Origin of the sequence: Bradyrhizobium elkanii USDA 76, from assembly GCF_023278185.1 — a bacterium.
GTDB classification, from domain to species: domain Bacteria; phylum Pseudomonadota; class Alphaproteobacteria; order Rhizobiales; family Xanthobacteraceae; genus Bradyrhizobium; species Bradyrhizobium elkanii.
Genome location: NZ_CP066356.1, coordinates 6,323,627 through 6,341,478, shown reverse-complemented (window position 1 = coordinate 6,341,478; position 17,852 = coordinate 6,323,627). Strand labels below are relative to the sequence as shown.

General features: G+C 64.4%; 14 protein-coding genes. 11 read left to right on the top strand and 3 right to left on the bottom strand.

From position 1 onward, the window contains the following. The first annotated feature begins 104 nt into the window (after window positions 1–104). The 9 genes from hpnC (at window position 105) to JEY66_RS30560 (ending at window position 10,378) form a co-directional block, all read left to right on the top strand. Window positions 105–983, top strand: coding sequence for a squalene synthase HpnC (hpnC, locus tag JEY66_RS30600; protein ID WP_018270582.1), 879 nt, complete (start codon window positions 105–107; stop codon window positions 981–983). Beyond that, complete coding sequence (gene hpnD / locus JEY66_RS30595) at window positions 980–1,816, top strand: presqualene diphosphate synthase HpnD (protein WP_016845403.1); 837 nt, start codon at window positions 980–982, stop codon at window positions 1,814–1,816. Before hpnC ends, hpnD begins: the two co-directional genes overlap by 4 nt. Further along, entirely contained in the window at window positions 1,816–3,066 is a 1,251-nt protein-coding gene (gene hpnE, locus JEY66_RS30590; protein WP_018270583.1) for a hydroxysqualene dehydroxylase HpnE, read from the top strand. The genes hpnD and hpnE overlap by 1 nt, the downstream gene beginning before the upstream one ends. Before the next feature lie 160 nt (window positions 3,067–3,226). Further along, window positions 3,227–5,188 carry a squalene--hopene cyclase gene (gene shc / locus JEY66_RS30585; protein WP_018270584.1) on the top strand — a complete coding sequence of 654 codons (1,962 nt, stop codon included), beginning with the start codon at window positions 3,227–3,229 and terminating at the stop codon, window positions 5,186–5,188. Continuing rightward, window positions 5,185–5,943 (top strand): phosphorylase, encoded by a 759-nt coding sequence (locus JEY66_RS30580; protein ID WP_038375998.1) that lies wholly within the window; start codon window positions 5,185–5,187, stop codon window positions 5,941–5,943. The genes shc and JEY66_RS30580 overlap by 4 nt, the downstream gene beginning before the upstream one ends. Window positions 5,944–6,293: 350 nt before the next feature. Then, window positions 6,294–6,938: a TetR/AcrR family transcriptional regulator gene (locus JEY66_RS30575; protein WP_018270585.1), complete on the top strand. Its 645-nt coding sequence runs from the start codon at window positions 6,294–6,296 to the stop codon at window positions 6,936–6,938. Further along, window positions 6,935–8,635 (top strand): acyl-CoA dehydrogenase family protein, encoded by a 1,701-nt coding sequence (locus JEY66_RS30570; RefSeq protein ID WP_018270586.1) that lies wholly within the window; start codon window positions 6,935–6,937, stop codon window positions 8,633–8,635. The genes JEY66_RS30575 and JEY66_RS30570 overlap by 4 nt, the downstream gene beginning before the upstream one ends. A gap of 1 nt (window position 8,636) precedes the next feature. Further along, on the top strand, window positions 8,637–9,479 hold the full coding sequence (locus JEY66_RS30565; RefSeq protein WP_016845397.1) for a class II aldolase/adducin family protein: 843 nt from the start codon (window positions 8,637–8,639) through the stop codon (window positions 9,477–9,479). Beyond that, entirely contained in the window at window positions 9,476–10,378 is a 903-nt protein-coding gene (locus tag JEY66_RS30560; protein WP_018270587.1) for a Rossmann-like and DUF2520 domain-containing protein, read from the top strand. Before JEY66_RS30565 ends, JEY66_RS30560 begins: the two co-directional genes overlap by 4 nt. A 66-nt stretch (window positions 10,379–10,444) precedes the next feature. Here JEY66_RS30560 and hpnH read toward each other — a convergent pair whose 3' ends face one another. Then, on the bottom strand, window positions 10,445–11,605 hold the full coding sequence (gene hpnH / locus JEY66_RS30555) for an adenosyl-hopene transferase HpnH (protein ID WP_026192500.1): 1,161 nt from the start codon (window positions 11,603–11,605) through the stop codon (window positions 10,445–10,447). Between the two features lie 44 nt (window positions 11,606–11,649). Continuing rightward, a complete protein-coding gene (gene ispH / locus JEY66_RS30550) occupies window positions 11,650–12,576 on the bottom strand; it encodes a 4-hydroxy-3-methylbut-2-enyl diphosphate reductase (RefSeq protein ID WP_018270589.1) in 927 nt (308 codons plus the stop codon). A gap of 451 nt (window positions 12,577–13,027) precedes the next feature. Here ispH and hpnN point away from each other — a divergent pair, with 451 nt between their 5' ends. After that, complete coding sequence (gene hpnN / locus JEY66_RS30545; protein WP_026192501.1) at window positions 13,028–15,640, top strand: hopanoid transporter HpnN; 2,613 nt, start codon at window positions 13,028–13,030, stop codon at window positions 15,638–15,640. Window positions 15,641–15,727: 87 nt separating this feature from the next. On the opposite strand, the gene JEY66_RS30540 is transcribed toward hpnN, so the two are convergent. After that, entirely contained in the window at window positions 15,728–16,357 is a 630-nt protein-coding gene (locus tag JEY66_RS30540; protein ID WP_051110086.1) for a DUF2147 domain-containing protein, read from the bottom strand. A gap of 102 nt (window positions 16,358–16,459) precedes the next feature. Between JEY66_RS30540 and hpnO the strand changes: the two genes are divergently transcribed. After that, on the top strand, window positions 16,460–17,851 hold the full coding sequence (hpnO, locus tag JEY66_RS30535) for an aminobacteriohopanetriol synthase HpnO (RefSeq protein ID WP_026192503.1): 1,392 nt from the start codon (window positions 16,460–16,462) through the stop codon (window positions 17,849–17,851). Window position 17,852: the final 1 nt, after the last annotated feature.

Below are 17,852 nucleotides of genomic sequence, written 5' to 3'. Positions count from 1 at the left end.
TGGTTTTGGTGGCGTATTCCCCTATATGGGGCTCGCAAATCCCCCCGCATGCGCTGACCTCTCGCGCCTGCGTCGTGCCATGACCAGTGTAGCCCAAATTTCCCATGACCACCGCGAGCGACCTGCGATCCGGAAAGACCCACCGCGACGAGAATTTTCCGGTCGCGTCGTGGATCATTCATCCGCGGCATCGTGCCCTAATCCTGGCCTTCTATAATTTCGTCCGCACCGCCGACGATATTGCCGATCACGCCACGCTGCCCGCCGAGGAGAAGCTGCGCTACCTCGACCTCATGGAGGCCGAGCTGCTTGGCAATGGCGACACCCAGAAGGAAGCGGTCAATCTGCGCCGCGCCTTTGCCGAGCGCAGCATGCCGCCGCGGCACGCGCTCGACGTGCTGGTGGCGTTCCGCCTCGACGTCACCAAGCTGCGCTACGAGAACTGGGACGACGTGATCGATTATTGCCGGTACTCGGCGATGCCGGTCGGGCGGTTCATGCTCGACGTGCACGGCGAGGATACCTCGACCTGGGCGGCGTCGGACGCGCTCTGCGCCGGGCTGCAGATCAACAACCATCTGCAGGACTGCGGCAAGGACTACCGCAACCTGAACCGTGTCTATTTGCCGCGCGATGCCCTGGCCGCCGTGGGCGCGACCGTCGAGATGCTCGGCGAGGCGAAGTCGCAGCCGGCCCTGCTCAAATGCCTGCAGGCGCTCGCGGTGCGCACCGAGGCGCTGCTCGACCAGAGCAAGTCGCTCGCCGCGGAGGTGAAGGATTTCAGGCTGGGGCTCGAGATTTCCGTGATCCAGGCGTTCGCCGACAAGATCGTCAACATGCTGAAGGTGCGCGATCCGCTCAGCGAGCGCGTGCATCTGAGCCCGGTCGAATTGCTGCTGCAGAGCCTCGGCGGCGTCGCCGGCGAGACGGCGCGGCGTGCGACCGGACGGCGCGCGGTCTCCAAGACGGCGGCGGGCGCATGAGCGCAGAGGCGGCGGCCAACGCAAATTACGGAAGCACCGCGTCGGGCAGTTCGTTCTATGCCGCGATGCGCATCCTGCCGCACGCGCAGCGCGAGGCGATGTTCCAGATCTACAGCTTCTGCCGGCAGGTCGACGACATCGCCGATTCCGACGGCCCGCGGCCGGAGCGGCTGGCCGCCCTGCAGCAGTGGCGCGACGATATCGACGCGCTCTATGAGGGACGTCCGCCGGAGCGCCTGAAGGACTATGTCGGATCGGTGAAGACCTTCGGCCTGAAGCGCGAGGATTTCGTCGCGATCGTCGACGGCATGGAAATGGACGTGCCGCAGGATATCCGCGCGCCGGATCTTGCGACGCTCGATTTGTATTGCGATCGCGTCGCGAGCGCGGTCGGCCGATTGTCGGTGCGCGTATTCGGTCTGCCCGAAGACGATGGCATCCAGCTCGCGTACCACCTCGGCCGCGCGCTGCAGCTCACCAATATCCTGCGCGACATCGACGAGGATGCCGGTCTCGGCCGGCTCTATCTACCGCGCGAATGGCTCTGGCACGCCGGCATCACCAACAACGATCCGGCCCGCGTCACCGCCGACCGCGCGCTGCCTAAAGTGTGCGCGCCGCTGGCCGAGCGGGCCAGGATGCATTTCCAGAAATCCGACGAGATCATGAAGCGCAATTCGCGCCGCGCCGTGCGCGCGCCGCGGATCATGTCGAAATACTACCGCGCGATTCTCGATCTCCTGATCGCGCGCGGCTTCGCCGCCCCGCGTGCGCCGGTACGTGTGTCCAAGGCCGCCAAGATCGGCATCCTTCTTCGTTACGCGATCATCTGATGCAAAAGACCGTTCATATCATCGGTGCCGGCATTTCCGGCCTCTCCGCGGCCGTGCGCCTCGCCAATGGCGGCTACAAGGTGTTCGTCCATGAGGCGACCCAGCAAGCCGGCGGCCGCTGCCGCTCCTATTTCGACGCCGCCACCAATCTCACCATCGACAATGGCAACCATCTGCTGCTGTCGGGCAATCGCCATGCGTTGAGCTACGCGCGCGCGATCGGCACCGAGGCCGGCCTCGTCGGGCCAGCGCGCGCGCAATTTCCGTTCGTCGATCTTGCCAGCGGCCAGCGCTGGCAGCTCGACCTCGGCGATTCCCGCCTGCCGCTGTGGGTGTTCGACGAGGCGCGCCGCGTTCCCGATACGACCCTGCGCGACTATCTCGCCTTGGCGCCGCTGGCCTGGGCCGGCACCGGGGCGCTGGTCGGCAACACCATTCCCTGCAAGGGCACGCTGTATGACCGCCTGGTGCAGCCGCTGCTGCTCGCCGCGCTGAACGTCGATCCGCCGGAGGGCTCGGCCGGGCTCGCCGGCGCCATCGTGCGCGAGACGCTGCTCGCGGGCGGGCAGGCCTGCCGTCCGCTGATCGCGCGCGACGGCCTAAGTTCGGTCCTGATCGAGCCGGCCGTGAAGCTGCTGCAGGAGAGGGGCCACAGCGTCCAGTTCAGTCACGAATTGCGTGCGCTCGGCATGTCGGGTGATCGCATCAGTGAGCTTGATTTTGGCAATGGCGACAAGATCGCGCTGGGAGCCGACGATGCGGTCGTGCTCGCCGTGCCGCCGCGCGCTGCGGCATCCCTGCTGCCCGGCCTGAAAACCCCGACCAAATTCCGCGCCATCGTGAACGCGCATTTCCGCGTCGATCCGCCGCGCGACGCCGCGCCCATTCTCGGCGTGGTCGGCGGCCTCGTGGAGTGGCTGTTCGCGTTCCCGCAACGGCTGTCGGTGACGATCAGCAATGGCGACCGCCTGGTTGACATGCCGCGCGAGGAGCTCGCGCAGGCCATCTGGCAGGATATCTGCGAGGCGTCGGGCGTTTCGGGCGATCTGCCGCCGTGGCAGATCGTGCGCGAGCGCCGTGCCACATTTGAGGCAACGCCGGAACAGAATGCCCTGCGTCCGGGGCCCACGACGGCGCAAAAAAACCTGTTCCTTGCCGGCGACTGGACTGCTACCGGGTTGCCGGCAACCATCGAGGGATCGGTGCGATCGGGGGATCGCGCCGCCGATCTGGTTCTGGCCAGACGCTAGATTCGACCTGTTGGCGCGCTTTCGAGCGAAGTGATTACCGGTTCGCGTGAAGAAAGCGCGACCAAGCAAACGAGAGCATGATCCGAAGCAATCGGATCACACTCTGGAGCGGCCGCGGCTTTCGATCAGCCGGCCCGCGATGAAGAGGATATCGAGCGAAATGCTTGCGAGAGATCACAGCGTTGCAGTCGATCCGGTCGCGCTGGAGAAGAGCATCTCCAAGGCAACCGAAGCGCTGCTCGGCTACCGCCAGTCCGACGGACATTGGGTGTTCGAGCTCGAGGCCGACAGCACCATTCCGGCCGAGTACATCCTGCTGCGTCACTATCTGGCCGAGCCGATCGATGCCGGGCTGGAGGCCAAGATCGGCAACTATCTGCGCCGCGTCCAGGGCGCGCATGGCGGCTGGCCGCTGGTGCATGACGGCCCGTTCGACATGAGCGCCAGCGTGAAGTCCTACTTCGCGCTGAAGATGATCGGCGATTCCGTCGACGCGCCGCACATGGTGCGGGCGCGCGAGGCGATCCGTTCGCGCGGCGGTGCTTCGGGCAGCAACGTGTTCACGCGCTTCCTGCTTGCGCTCTATGGCGTCGTGACCTGGCGCGCGACGCCGGTGCTGCCGATCGAGATCATGCTGCTGCCGATGTGGTCGCCGTTCCACATCAACAAGATCTCCTACTGGGCGCGCACCACCATGGTGCCGCTGATGGTGCTTGCCGCGCTGAAGCCGTGTGCGAAGAATCCGAAAGGCGTCGGCATCGACGAGCTCTTCCTGGAGGATCCGAAATCGGTCCGCATGGCGCCGAAGGCGCCGCATCAGAGCCCGAGCTGGTTCTATCTGTTCCGCTCGCTCGACGCCGTGCTGCGGGTGATCGAGCCGATGTTTCCGAAGCGCCTGCGCCAGCGCGCGATCGATGCCGCGCTCGCCTTCACCGAAGAGCGGCTGAACGGCGAAGACGGCATGGGCGCGATTTATCCGCCGATGGCCAACATCGTCATGATGTACGAGGCCCTCGGCAAGGACGAGAGTTTCCCGCCGCGCGCCATCACCCGCCGCGGCATCGACAAGCTGCTCGTGATTAGCGAACACGAGGCCTACTGCCAGCCCTGCGTCTCGCCGGTGTGGGACACCGCGCTGGCCAGTCATGCGCTGCAGGAGGCGGGCGGCGACGACACCCTGGCCAAGGCCAAGCAGGGCCTCGACTGGCTGAAGCCGCGCCAAGTGCTGGAGCTGAAGGGCGATTGGGCGGTCAAGGCGCCGGACGTCCGCCCGGGCGGCTGGGCGTTCCAGTACAACAACGACCACTATCCCGATCTCGACGATACCGCGGTGGTCGTGATGGCGATGGACCGCGTGCGGCGCCACACCGGAACCAGGGAATATGACGAGGCCATCGCGCGCGGCCGCGAGTGGATCGAGGGGCTGCAGAGCCGCGACGGCGGCTGGGCCGCGTTCGACGTCAACAACCTCGAATATTACCTCAACAACATCCCGTTCTCCGATCACGGCGCATTGCTCGATCCGCCGACCGAGGATGTCACCGCGCGCTGCATCTCGATGCTGGGCCAACTCGGCGAGACCGCGGAGAGCAACAGGGCGATGGCTGACGGCGTCGCCTATCTGCGGCGCACCCAGCTTGCCGAGGGCTCCTGGTACGGCCGTTGGGGTCTGAACTACATCTACGGCACCTGGTCGGTGCTGTCGGCCCTAAATGTCGCAGGGGTCGATCGCAACGACCCGATGATTCGGAAAGCGGTCGACTGGTTGGCGTCCGTCCAGAATCAGGACGGCGGCTGGGGCGAGGACGCCGTCAGTTACCGGCTGGATTACAAGGGTTATGAAGTTGCGCCTTCGACCTCCTCGCAAACGGCATGGGCTTTGCTTGGATTGATGGCGGCCGGAGAGGTCGAAAATCCCGCTGTTGCGCGGGGGGTGGAGTACCTAAAGGCAACACAGACGGAAAAAGGGCTGTGGGACGAGCAGCGATACACAGCTACGGGGTTTCCGCGGGTATTTTACTTGCGATATCATGGCTACTCGAAGTTCTTTCCGCTCTGGGCGCTGGCGCGGTATCGAAATTTGAGAAGCACCAATAGCAGGGTGGTAGGGGTCGGGATGTGATTGTTGAGGCGGGGGCCGCCGAGACCGTGGGCAGTAGAATTGATCCTCGGCCGGTATTGATTGTGACTGGATTGGTGCAGGAGGCCCGCATCGCGGCAGGCCCCGGCATGATCGTAATCTGCAGTTCGAGCGATCCGCAGCAGCTGCGTGAGTTGCTGGCGACGCTGGATCCGACCACCTTCCGTGGCGTGATTTCGTTCGGCGTGGCCGGCGGGCTTGACCCGTCGCTCAAGTCGGGCGACGTCGTGGTCGCGACCGAGGTGATGTCGGGCGATACCCGTTTCCTGGCCGCATCCGCGCTGAACGAAGAGATGATCGCCAGTGCCGCGCTGAAGCGGCGCAGGATCGTCCGCGGCGGTCTCGCTGGCGTGGAAGAGGTGATCGCGGCGAAGGCCTGCAAGGCCGCTCTGCGCTCGATGACCGGCGCAGCCGCGGTCGACATGGAGAGCCATATCGCGGCGGCCTATGCCGCCAAAGCCGGCATTCCGTTCGCCGCGTTGCGCGTAATCAGCGATCCCGCGCACCGGGCGCTACCGGAACTTGCGAAATCCGCGGTGAAGCCGAACGGCGACATCGACCTGCGCAAGGTGCTGCGCGGCATCGCCCGCAACCCGCGGACGCTGCGCGCGCTGGTGTCGACCGGAATTGACTTCAACCGCGCGCTGCGTTCGCTGCGCAGCTGCCGCGGCTTCCTGCTCGGCAACGAGGTGTTGATGCCGGTGGAAGACGTTCTGATCACGGCGAAGGCGGCCTGATCCGCTGCGCCGGTCCGGGACCGGGTTTCTCCCCGCATCAAGCTCAACACAAAGGCCCGGTCGCATCGCGATCGGGCCTTTTGTTTTGATGCCTGAAGGTTTCGCTTACTGCCACGCTGTTCCGGTCCCGCGCGCTCAGTGGGACGTGCGCGTCGGCTGTGCGGTAAGACCCAGCGTATCCCTGTTCCTCGCGCCCCTGCGTCGCGCCGCAGCCTCTGACGGCCGCCGGCAGCGTGTCGGCGCCCCCGGAACGGCCCTGCGGCCGGAGGGCGCTTTGGTCGATGCTTGACAGGCAGGGCTATTCATCCGAAAATGAATTATGATCCTTTATTCATGAATTACGGTTCATTATGGCAATCGCTGCCGTTCGCCTCAACCAACTGGTCGAAACCAAAGCGCGCATTCTCGATGCCGCCAGGGAGGCCGTGGCGCTGAGTGGCTGGAAGGACGCCCAGATCGCCCTGATCGCCTCACGGGCCGGCGTGGCCACGGGCAGCGTGTATCGCTACTTCGACTCCAAGGCGGACCTGTACGCGCAGGTGCTCGCCCTGGTGTCCGAGCGCGAGGTGGCCGTGGTCGCCGCGATCGTCGAGGCGGAAGGATCTGCATCCCAGTGCCTGGTCGACGCAATCTACACTTTCGCGGTCCGGGCGATGCGCGGCCGCCGCCTGGCCTACGCGTTGATCGCCGAACCCTGTGAACCCGAGATCGACGCGGCGCGCCTGAAATACCGGGCGGCCCTGGCCGATCAGATCGCAAGGCTGGTCCGGCGCGGCATCGCCGGCGGTGAGTTCGTCGAGATCGACGCGAACGTCGCGGCATCCTGCGTGACCGGCGCCTTCATGGAGGCGCTGGTTGGTCCCCTTGCGCCCGAAGCGGCCCCGGATTCCGACGCGGCGAAGGCGATCGCACAGTCGATCGCAGGGCTTTCCGCGCGCATGCTGTTTCGCCACGCCACGCCTGAACTCACCCCTGTATCGCGAGTCTCCGCATGAACGCGCGCGTCCAGCCGGTTGCCGTCGCCGAAGCGCAAGGCGCTCCGTTTGCGACCCATGAAGTGCGCAATCAGGCGCGGCCGGCGCTCGGCTTCAATGCGTTCGATGACGACCGCGCGCTGAGTGGCCTGATCGCAACGATCGCGCCGTGGGCGACAGACAAGCTTTCCGCGCTAGGCGCCCATGCAGGCAGCGAATCCGTGCAGGAGGCGGCACGGCTGGCCAACGAGCACGAACCGACGCTCTTGACCCATGACCGGTATGGCAACCGCAATGATTGGGTCGAATTTCACCCGGCCTGGCATGAATTGATGGCGCTGGCGTTCCGGAGCGAGGTGCATAGCCTCGCCTGGTCGACGCCCGAACCACACGGCCATCTGGCGCGCGCGGCGCTGAGCTATCTCTGGAATCAGATCGAGAACGGCGTCGGCTGCCCCACCGGGATGGCGTACGCCGCGATCGCCGGATTCTCAGGCAAGCCGCAATTCAATTTGTGGCGGGAGCGAACGCTGGCGGCGGACTACGATCCGCGGCGGCTTCCGATCGAGGCCAAGTGTGCGGCGGTCATCGGCTATGCGATGACCGAGAAGCAGGGCGGCTCCGATCTGCGCGAGACCCAGACCACCGCGCGCTTCGTCGAGCGGGGGGCGCATGGCGAGATCTATGCGATCACCGGCCACAAATGGTTCTTCTCGGTGCCGGTGGCCGACGGATTCTACACGCTGGCGCGCACCCAGTCCGGCGTCAGTTGCCTGTTCGTGCCGCGTCTGCTGCCCGACGGCAGCGCCAACCGCATCCACATTCAGCGTCTGAAGGACAAATGCGGCAACCGCTCGAACGCGTCGAGCGAGATCGAATACCACGATACGTGGTCGATCCTGGTTGGCGAAGAGGGGCGCGGCATCGCGGAAATCCTTTCGCATGCCCATCTGACGCGGCTGGATTTCGCTGTCGGCTCCGCCGGGCTGATGCGCCAGGCGTTGAGCCTCGCCCTCAACCATGCGCAAACGCGAACGGCGTTTGGCAAGCCGACGTCCGAGCTTCCGATGCAGCGCAACGTGCTCGCCGACCTCGCGCTCGAGAGCGAGGCGGCGATGCTCGGCGCATTTCGGGTCGCGCGTGCAACCGACGAATTGCAAACAAGCGAACACGAGCGGCTGCTGGCGCGGGTCGCGACACCCGTGATGAAGTTCTGGAATTGCCAGCGCGCGCCGGCCTTCACCTATGAATGCCTGCAGGTGCACGGCGGCAACGGCTTCATCATGGAGAATCCGATGGCCCGGCTCTATCGCGAGGCGCCGCTGAATTCGATCTGGGAAGGCACCTCGAACATGATGTGCATGGACGTCCTGCGCGCCATGCAACGCGATGCGAATTGCCGGGATGCGTTCGTCGACGAGTTGCGTGCGAGCAGGGGCCTCAATCCGGTCTATGACCGAAGCACGGATGACCTCGCCGATCGATTACGTGCAAAATATCCGGACGACGGGCACGCAAGAGCGCTCGTCACCCGCATGGCGCATGCGCTGCAGGCTGCCGAGATGCTGAGACATGGCGACGCCGCTGCTGCCGATCTGTTCGTGCAATCCAGGCTTGACGCGGACGGGATGCATGTATTCGGCGGGCTTCCACCGTCGGAAGGCCTCAGCCGTATCGTCGCGCGCGCCTCCGTCATCCGACACCAAGGGCCCCAGTAACATGCGTCAGATCGAAGTTTGTGCCGTCAACGATATCAGGGCCGTCGTGGGAGAACAGGAGTGGGCAACCCGCGTCGATCTTGCGGCGTGCTACCGTCTGGTCGCGCTCTACGGAATGACCGACCTGATCTACAACCACATCAGTGCACAGGTCCCGGGGCATCACGATCAGTATCTGATCAATCCCTATGGCATGCTGTACGAGGAAATCACCGCATCGAGCCTCGTCAAGATCGACATCGAGGGCCGCACCCTGCTGCAGCCCGACCACGGCTACAACGTCAACGTCGCCGGCTTCTATCTGCACGCCCCGATCCATCGCGCGCGGCCCGACGTGAACTGCGTTCTCCATACCCACACCAGGGCCGGCACCGCGGTCAGCACGCTTGCCGAGGGGCTGCTGCCGCTGTCGCAGACGGCGATGCGGTTTCACGGACGGATCGGCTATCACGATTTTGAGGGGCCGGCGATCGATCGGGACGAATGCGACCGGGTTGTCGCCGATCTCGGCCGCAACAATGTGCTGGTGTTGCGCAATCATGGCCTCCTGGTTTGCGGCAACACGATTCCGCAGGCGTTCAATGCGATCTACTGGCTGGAGCAGGCCTGCCGGATCCAGGTCGACGCGCTCGGCTGCGGCCGGCCGCTGCATGCGCCGACCGAGATGGCGATCGGCAACACGGTGACCTGCTTTGCCGGCACCGAGATCACGCTGGACAATGAGCGCGACACCAATCCGGTGCTGAATGAAGCTGCGCAAAATCTGCAGGCCGGCTACGGCCTGCTGGAATGGCCGGCGCTGCGGCGCAGGCTCGATCGCATCGACGGGAGCTACGCGCAATGAGCAGGGCGCTGGCGGCGTTGCGGATCGGCTTCATCGGCGCCGGCCGTGTGGCGCAAACGCTTGCGCCAGCCTTCGCCCGCGCGGGGCTGAACGTCGCGGCGTTCCACAACCGCAGTGCCGATGCCGCGCAGCGGCTCGGATCCCGCATCCCGTCGGCGCTGCCGATGACGGACGCGCAGCAGGTCGTCGACAGCTGCGACATGGTTTTCCTCACCGTGAGCGATGACGCGATCCTGCCGGTGTGCCGCGATTTGCGCTGGGAGCCGCGGCACCGCGTGGTTCATTGCAGCGGCGCGACCGAACTGGCCGCGCTCGATCATGCGAAATCCGCAGGCGCCGCGACCGGCGGATTTCATCCGATGCAGATGTTTGCCAATCCCGACGTCGCGCTCGAGGGATTGCGCGGATGCACCGTCGGCATCGAGGCAGAGGGCGACTTCAGGCGTGACCTGGAATTGCTTGCGACCCGGATCGGGTGCGAACCGCTGGCGCTGCCGGCCGGTGCGCGGGCGCTCTATCATGCGTCGGCATATTATGTCGGCCCGTTCCTGATCGCGCTGCTCAAGGAAGGCGTCGAGCTCTGGAAGAGCTTTGGCGCCAGCGAGGCCGACGCGTTGCGCGCGATGATGCCGCTGCTGCGCGGGACGGTCGCGGCCGTTCTCGACGGCGGACTGGCCAATGGCATGGGCGGGTGCGTGGCGCGCGGCGACGTCGGAACGATCCTCAAGCACCTCCGGGCGCTGGACGAGGGCTTTCCTCTATCCGGCGCGCTGTATCGCGAGCTCGCTTTGCGCAATGTCCCACTCGGGATCGAGCGTGGCACACTCAGCGCGCCGCGCGCGGCGGAGATCGAGAAATTGCTTCTGCGCACGAGACTGGAAGAGCAGGCGGCATCCTGATCCAAGATGAAAGCCCGGGTTCGCTGAACCGGGGCTTTCATGTTCTGCTTTCGCTCACATCGCGCGTCAGGCGGCGGTGGAAGCCTTCGCTTGCTGCTTGGCGGCGGCGGCCGCAGCCTCGTCGCGGCGGATCTCCGAGAGCTTCTTCTGGACCTGCTCGGCGAAGATGTACTGCGCCGGACGCTGCTTCGACATGTCGATCTCGGGCGCCATCGGGCCTGATGTCCTGATGCCGCGCAACGCAACCCACATCGCCTTCAGCGGATTGTTGATCGCCGCGGTCGCCGCGGTCGGCTCGTAGCCGCAATGGGCCATACAGTCGGCGCACTTCTCGTACTTGCCGGTGCCGTAGGTGTCCCAGTCGGTGGTGTCCATCAGCTCCTTGAAGGTCTTGGCGTAGCCTTCACCCAGCAGATAGCAGGGCTTCTGCCAGCCGAAGATGTTGCGCGCCGGCATGCCCCAGGGCGTGCACTCGTATTCCTGGTTGCCGGCGAGGAAGTCGAGGAACAGGCCGGAATGCATGAAATTCCACTTCTTGCCCTTGCCGAGCGCAAAGACGTCGCGGAACAGCTTCTTGGTCTTGGTGCGGTTGAGGAAGTGCTCCTGATCGGGCGCACGCTCATAGGCGTAACCCGGCGACATCGAGACGCCGACGCCGAGCTCGGTGGTCAAGTCGAGGAACTTGGCGATCTCCTCGGCCGGATGGCCATCGAAGATGGTGGCGTTGACGTTGACCGTGAAGCCGCGGGCCTTCGCCGCCTTGATCGCCGAGACGGCGCGGTCGAACACGCCCTTCTGCGACACCGCCTTGTCGTGGTGATCCTTCAGGCCGTCGAGATGCACCGAGAAGAACAGATAGGGCGACGGCTCGAACAGGTCGAGCTTCTTCTCGAGCAGCAGCGCATTGGTGCACAGCGAGACGAACTTCTTGCGCGCCACGAGGCCGCGCACGATCTCGCCGATCTCCTTGTGGATCAGCGGCTCGCCGCCGGGGATCGCCACCATCGGCGCGCCGCACTCATCGGCGGCATCCCAGCATTCCTGCGCCGTCATGCGGCGGTTGAGGATCGCATCGGGATAGTCGATCTTGCCGCAGCCGACGCAGGCGAGGTTGCAACGGAACAAGGGTTCCAGCATCAGCACGAGCGGATAGCGTTTGCGGCCAAGCAGCTTCTGCTTGATCAGATAACCGCCGATACGCATTTCCTTGAAGAACGGTATAGCCATTAGACGATTTCTTTCTGCACTTATCAAAGGGATGTGGGTTCAGATCAGCCCGCAGTCAGTTCGGCTGGCAGCTGGAATTCGATATTCTCTTCTCGGCCCGGAACGACCGAGACCGACACCGGTCCGATCCGCCGCAGAGCCTCGATCACATCGTCGACCAAAACTTCGGGCGCAGAAGCGCCCGCGGTAATGCCGACGGCCTTCGCATCCTTGAGCCAATCCGGATTGAGTTCGCTCCCATCGGCAATGAGATAACTCGCGACACCGACCTCGGTGCCGATTTCACGAAGCCTGTTCGAGTTGGAACTGTTGGCGGCCCCCACCACCAAAATGACGTCAACCAGTTTGCTGAGGTCCCTTACCGCAGATTGGCGGTTCTGTGTCGCATAGCAGATATCCCTGATATCCGGGCCTTGAATATCTGTAAATTTTGCCTGAAGGGCCGCGATAATGTCCCTGGTGTCGTCCACGGACAGGGTGGTCTGGGTGATGTAGGCGACCGGCGCATCGCTCGGCAGCCTCAATTCCGCCACATCCTGGACGCTCTGGACCAGCAGAACCGGCCCCGGAACCTGTCCCATGGTTCCCTCGACCTCGGGATGGCCGGCGTGCCCGATCAGGATCAGGGCGCGGCCCTTCGAGATATAGCGCTTGCCTTGGTTGTGGACCTTGGTGACGAGCGGGCAGGTGGCATTGAGCACCGGCAGGTCGCGGGCTTCCGCCTCTTCCTCGACGCTCCTGGCAACGCCATGGGCGCTGAACACGGTCACAGCCTTGGCCGGCACTTCCGAGAGGTCCTCGACGAAGATCGCGCCCTTCTTCTTCAGGCTCTCGACGACGTGTTTGTTATGCACGATCTCGTGGCGGACATAGACGGGCGGGCCATACTTCTCGAGCGCGCGTTCGACGATCTCGATCGCACGCACGACGCCCGCGCAAAAGCCGCGCGGCTGAGCAAGAAACACTTCCATCGGACGTCCGTTACGCAAATTGCACCAATCTCGTTCAATGCCCTGCGGCCTTTTCGGCAACGCACTCCACACGTCGGACGTCGCAACGTCAGTTGCAATGTCCGCGCCATCACAGTTCCTGGAAGGGATCTGTGCCCCAAGCGCATGGAAATACAGCGATTTGTGGCAAAAAGGTAGCGTTTCGAGTGGGGACAGGATCACGAAGGAGGGGTGTTGGAGGTAATATAGTGTGGATTTTGGTCTCTGCGACCGTCCGTCTCCCTCACTTGTTCGTCACTTTATCGCCCACTCATGGGGTTTATACCGGCCATTCGTGGCCGTTCCTGTGGTTTGGAACCTCCTCGCCGTCCCGTCGAGGAAGATAACCAAAACAACATTAGATCGGTCCCGGGAACTCCGCTACAGAGCGGGCGTTTTCGGCCATGCTTCCCCGAGATTAGAAAGAAACGAAGTGCTGACAAATATTGTCGTCTCCGTTGTTAGGACCTGTACGCGTTTTGCCCTTCCGGTTGTGATTTTCTCTGTCCTGTTGTCGATCGGCGCCGGCTTCTACACGGCCCGCAACTTCTCGATCAACACCGACATCAACAAGCTGATCTCGCCGGATCTGGATTGGCGCAAGCGCGACAACCAGTTCGAGGAAGCGTTTGATCGCGAGCGCCTGATCCTGGCGGTGGTCGAGGCAGCGACGCCCGAGCTGACCAGCTCGGCCGCGAAGGCGCTCACCGCGAAGCTGCAGGCCGACAAGAAGAACTTCGAGGCGATCACCGCGCTCGGCTCCGGCGAATTCTTCGAGAAGAACGGCCTCTTGTTCCTGCCGACCGAAGAGGTCGGCAAGGTCGCGGGCCAGCTCGAATCGGCCGCGCCGTTGATCGAGATCATGGCCGGCGATCCCTCGATTCGCGGATTGACCGGCGCGCTCGAGACCGGTCTTGCCGGCGTCAAGCGCGGGCAGGTCAAGCTCGACAATGCCGCGCCGCCCTTCAACCTGATCTCCGAGACGGTCGAGACCGTCCTCGCCAAGGGCGACGCGACCTTCTCCTGGCGTGAGCTCACCAGCGACAAGCCGCTGACCGATTCGGACAAGCGCGCCTTCATCGAGATCAAGCCGATCATCGACTATTCGGCGCTGGAGCCGGGCAAGGCCGCAACCGATGCGATCCGCCAGGCGGCGGCCGATCTGAAATTCCCGACCGAATATCACGCGCGCGTTCGCCTGACCGGACCGGTGCCGATCGCCAACGAGGAATACGCCACCGTGCAGGACGGCGCGATCACCAACGGCATCGGCACCGTTGTGATCGTGCTGGTCATCCTCTGGATGGCGCTGCATTCCGGCAAGATCATCTTCGCCGTGTTCGTGAACCTGTTCATCGGGCTTGCCATCACCACGGCGGTCGGCCTGATGATGGTCGGCTCGCTGAACCTGCTCTCGATCGCCTTCGCCGTGCTGTTCATCGGCCTCGGGGTCGACTTCGGCATCCAGTTCAGCGTCCGCTACCGCTCCGAGCGCTTCAAGAACGACAATCTGACGCTGGCGCTGGAAAACGCCGCGCGCCGCTCCGCGGTGCCGCTGTCGCTCGCGGCGATGGCGACCGCCGCCGGTTTCCTCTGCTTCCTGCCGACCGACTACAAGGGCATCTCGGAGCTCGGCAAGATCGCCGGCGCCGGCATGCTGGTGGCGTTCGTCACCAGCATCACGGTGCTGCCGGCGCTGCTCGATCTGCTCAATCCGCCCGGCGAAAAGGAGCCGGTCGGCTACGCCTTCCTGGCGCCGCTCGATCTGTTCCTGGAGAAGCATCGCGTTCCGATCATCGTCGGCACGCTGCTGGTCACGGTCGCGGGCCTGCCGCTGCTCCATTACATGAAGTTCGACTTCAACCCGATCAATCTGCGCAATTCCAAAGTGGAATCGATCGCGACCTTCCTCGACCTGCGGAAGGACCCGAACACCGGCGCCAACGCTATCAACGTGATGACGCGCTCGGAAGCCGACGCCAAGAAGATCGAGGCCAAGCTCGAGAAGCTGCCGGAAGTGTCGCGCGTGATGTCGCTCGACAGCTTCGTGCCCGACGACCAGCCGGCCAAGCTGAAGTTGATCGGGCAGGCGGCCAGGACGCTTGGCCCCGCGCTCAACCCGGATTCTGTCGATCCGGCGCCGTCGGATCAGGAGAATGTCGAGTCGCTGAAGAGCTCGGTCGACAGCCTGCGCAAGACCGCGGGCGACGGCAAGGGGCCGGGCGCGGTGGCCGCGCGCCGGCTCGCCGACGCCCTGCAGAAGCTTGCCGGTTCGAACCAGGCGACCCGCGACAAGGCGCAGGACGTCTTCGTCGCGCCGATGAAGATCGTGTTCGATCAGCTCCGCAATACGCTGCAGGCGCAGACCGTCACGCTGCAGAACCTGCCGCCGGAACTCGTCGACAGCTGGAAGACCAAGGACGGCCTGATGCGTGTCGAGGTGGAGCCGAAGGGCGATCCGAACGACAACGACAATCTGCGCCGCTTTGCCGACGCCGTGCTCGCCGCCGAGCCGACCGCGATCGGCGGGCCGGTCTCGATCCTGAAGTCGGGCGACGTCATCGTGAAGGCGTTCATCCACGCCGGCATCCTGGCGCTGGTCACGATCGGCCTGCTGCTGTGGCTCACGCTGCGCCGCGTCGTCGACGTGCTGATGACGCTGGTGCCGCTCCTAGTCGCCGGCATCGTCACGCTGGAGATTTGCGTCTTGATCGGGCTGCCGCTCAACTTCGCCAACATCGTCGCGCTGCCGCTGCTGCTCGGCGTCGGCGTGGCGTTCAAGATCTACTATGTCACGGCGTGGCGCCAGGGCAGGACGAATCTGCTGCAGTCGAGCCTGACGCGCGCGATCTTTTTCAGCGCGCTGACCACGGCGACCGCGTTCGGCAGCCTGTGGCTGTCGAGCCATCCCGGTACCGCGAGCATGGGCAAGCTGCTGGCGCTCTCGCTCGTCACCACGCTCGCGGCGGTGTTGCTGTTCCAGCCGGCGCTGATGGGCAAGCCGCGCGAGGTCAAGGAGGAGGACATCGCCAACGACGTCACCTGACGCGCTGGCGGTTCGCTGTCGAACCGGCTTGGCGGCAGGCGCCGCCGAGCCACGATGTCAGCGGACGGTGTTCCCCGCCGACTTCCGCTAATGCGTCGGTCGCGCGATGTCCGGGAGCAGGCAGATATCGCCCACGGCGTCAGCCTGCGCATTGGCGTTGCCGGGGGCCTGCTTTTGAGCCGGCTTGGTGGCCGGCGCCACGGCGCCGGTGGTTTTCTGCGGCGCTGTTGACTTGGGCTGGGTGCCCTTCGCCGCCGGGCTGCCGGCGGCGCTCACCGGAATCGGCGGACCGACGCGGGTCCAGGTCTCGCCGCCGCACAGGAAGCCGAGCACGCAGCCCTGGATCTCGAGCTGATCGGTGCCGACGGGCTTGATGGTCGAGCTGTAGAGCTGGCCATCCTTGGCGTTGTAGACCTGACCTTCCCACGCATCGGCGCCGGCCTTCTTCTTCATGTCGATCAGGATCGGCATGCCGAGCGTCGGCCTGCTCTGCTTTGCAGGATCAGGATTGTTCTTATCCTTGCCGCCTGGGGTTTTTTCCCAGGCCACCGCACCCCACATGTTGCCATTACACTGGGCGACGCGGATGGTGGCGACACCGTCAGCGACCTTCCAGTCGCCGGTCGGGTCCGCTGCAAGCGCCGGTGATAATACGGTGGCCAAAAATAAACCTGAAAAGGCTATTGTACGCGCGAAAGTTCTTGGGCAGTGCAACATGGTCCAAACCTGTGCTTAACTGGACGATCCGAGCGGGGGTCAAAACGCCGCTAGCGAGCGTTTTAAGTTGACGAGATGGCCATCAACCGACGTATGTAACGAATGGTAAGTTCCAATCTAGACGTTTCCGAGATTTTTGTGGAGCGCGAGGGGCAGCGCGGTGCCATGCACACGCGTCACCTCAACGAGCAGCTCGTTCGCGTTCTCAAGACCATCGGCTACGACGTCGGCTTCCAAAAGGGGCAAGGCCAGTACCTCTTCGATCGTCAGGGGGCTCGTTACCTTGATCTATTGAGCGGATTTGGCGTTTTTGCGATTGGCCGCAATCATCCGGCCCTGCGCCAGGCGCTGAAGAGCGTGCTCGACGCCGATCTGCCCAATCTTGTGCAACTCGATGTCTCGACGCTCGCCGGCGTGCTCGCGGAACGGCTTCTGGAGCATGTTCCATATCTGGACAAGGTGTTTTTCGCCAATTCCGGCGCCGAAACCGTCGAAGCCGCGATCAAGTTCGCGCGCGGCGCGACCGGCCGCCCCGGTATCGTCTATTGCGGGCATTCGTTCCACGGCCTCTCCTACGGTGCGCTATCGCTGACGGATGATTCGAATTTCCGCGGCGGATTCGAGCCGCTGCTGCCGGGCTGCACCCCGATTCCGTTCAACGATCTCGAGGCGCTGGAGAAGGCGCTGTCGTCGCGCCAGGTCGGCGCGTTCATCGTCGAGCCGATCCAGGGCAAGGGTGTCAACATGCCCACCGACGAGTTCCTTCCCGGCGCGCTGGCGCTGTGCCGCAAATACGGCACGCTGTTCATCGCCGACGAGATCCAGACCGGCATCGGCCGCACCGGAAGATTCCTCGCGATCGAGCATTGGGGCATCGAGCCTGACATGGTGCTGCTGGCGAAGGCGCTGTCCGGCGGTCACGTGCCGATCGGCGCGCTGCTGACGCGCAAGAACATCTTCGACAAGATCTTCAACCAGATGGACCGCGCGGTCGTGCATGGCTCGACCTTCGCCAAGAACGATCTCGCGATGGCCGCCGGCATTGCCACGCTCGACGTCATCAAGGCCGAGAAGCTCGTCGAGAACGCCGCCAAACGCGGCGCCGAGCTCCGTCTTGCGCTGACGCGCATGGTGCCCGGCTACGAACTGATGAAGGAAGTGCGCGGCAAGGGCCTGATGATCGGCGTCGAGTTCGGTCCGCCGAAATCGCTGCGGCTCAAGGCGTCGTGGAATCTGCTGGAGACCGCCAACAAGGGCCTGTTCTGCCAGCTGATCACGGTGCCGCTGTTCAAGGATCACAAGATCCTGACCCAGGTCGCCGGCCACGGCCTCCACACCATCAAGCTGCTGCCGCCGCTCATGATCACCGAAGAGGACTGCACCTGGATCGAGAAGTCGTTCGACGACGTGATCGCCGGCAGCCACAAGGTGCCCGGCGCGATCTGGTCGCTCGGCAAGACGCTGGTCGACAACGCGGTGCGCAAGTCGGCCTAGT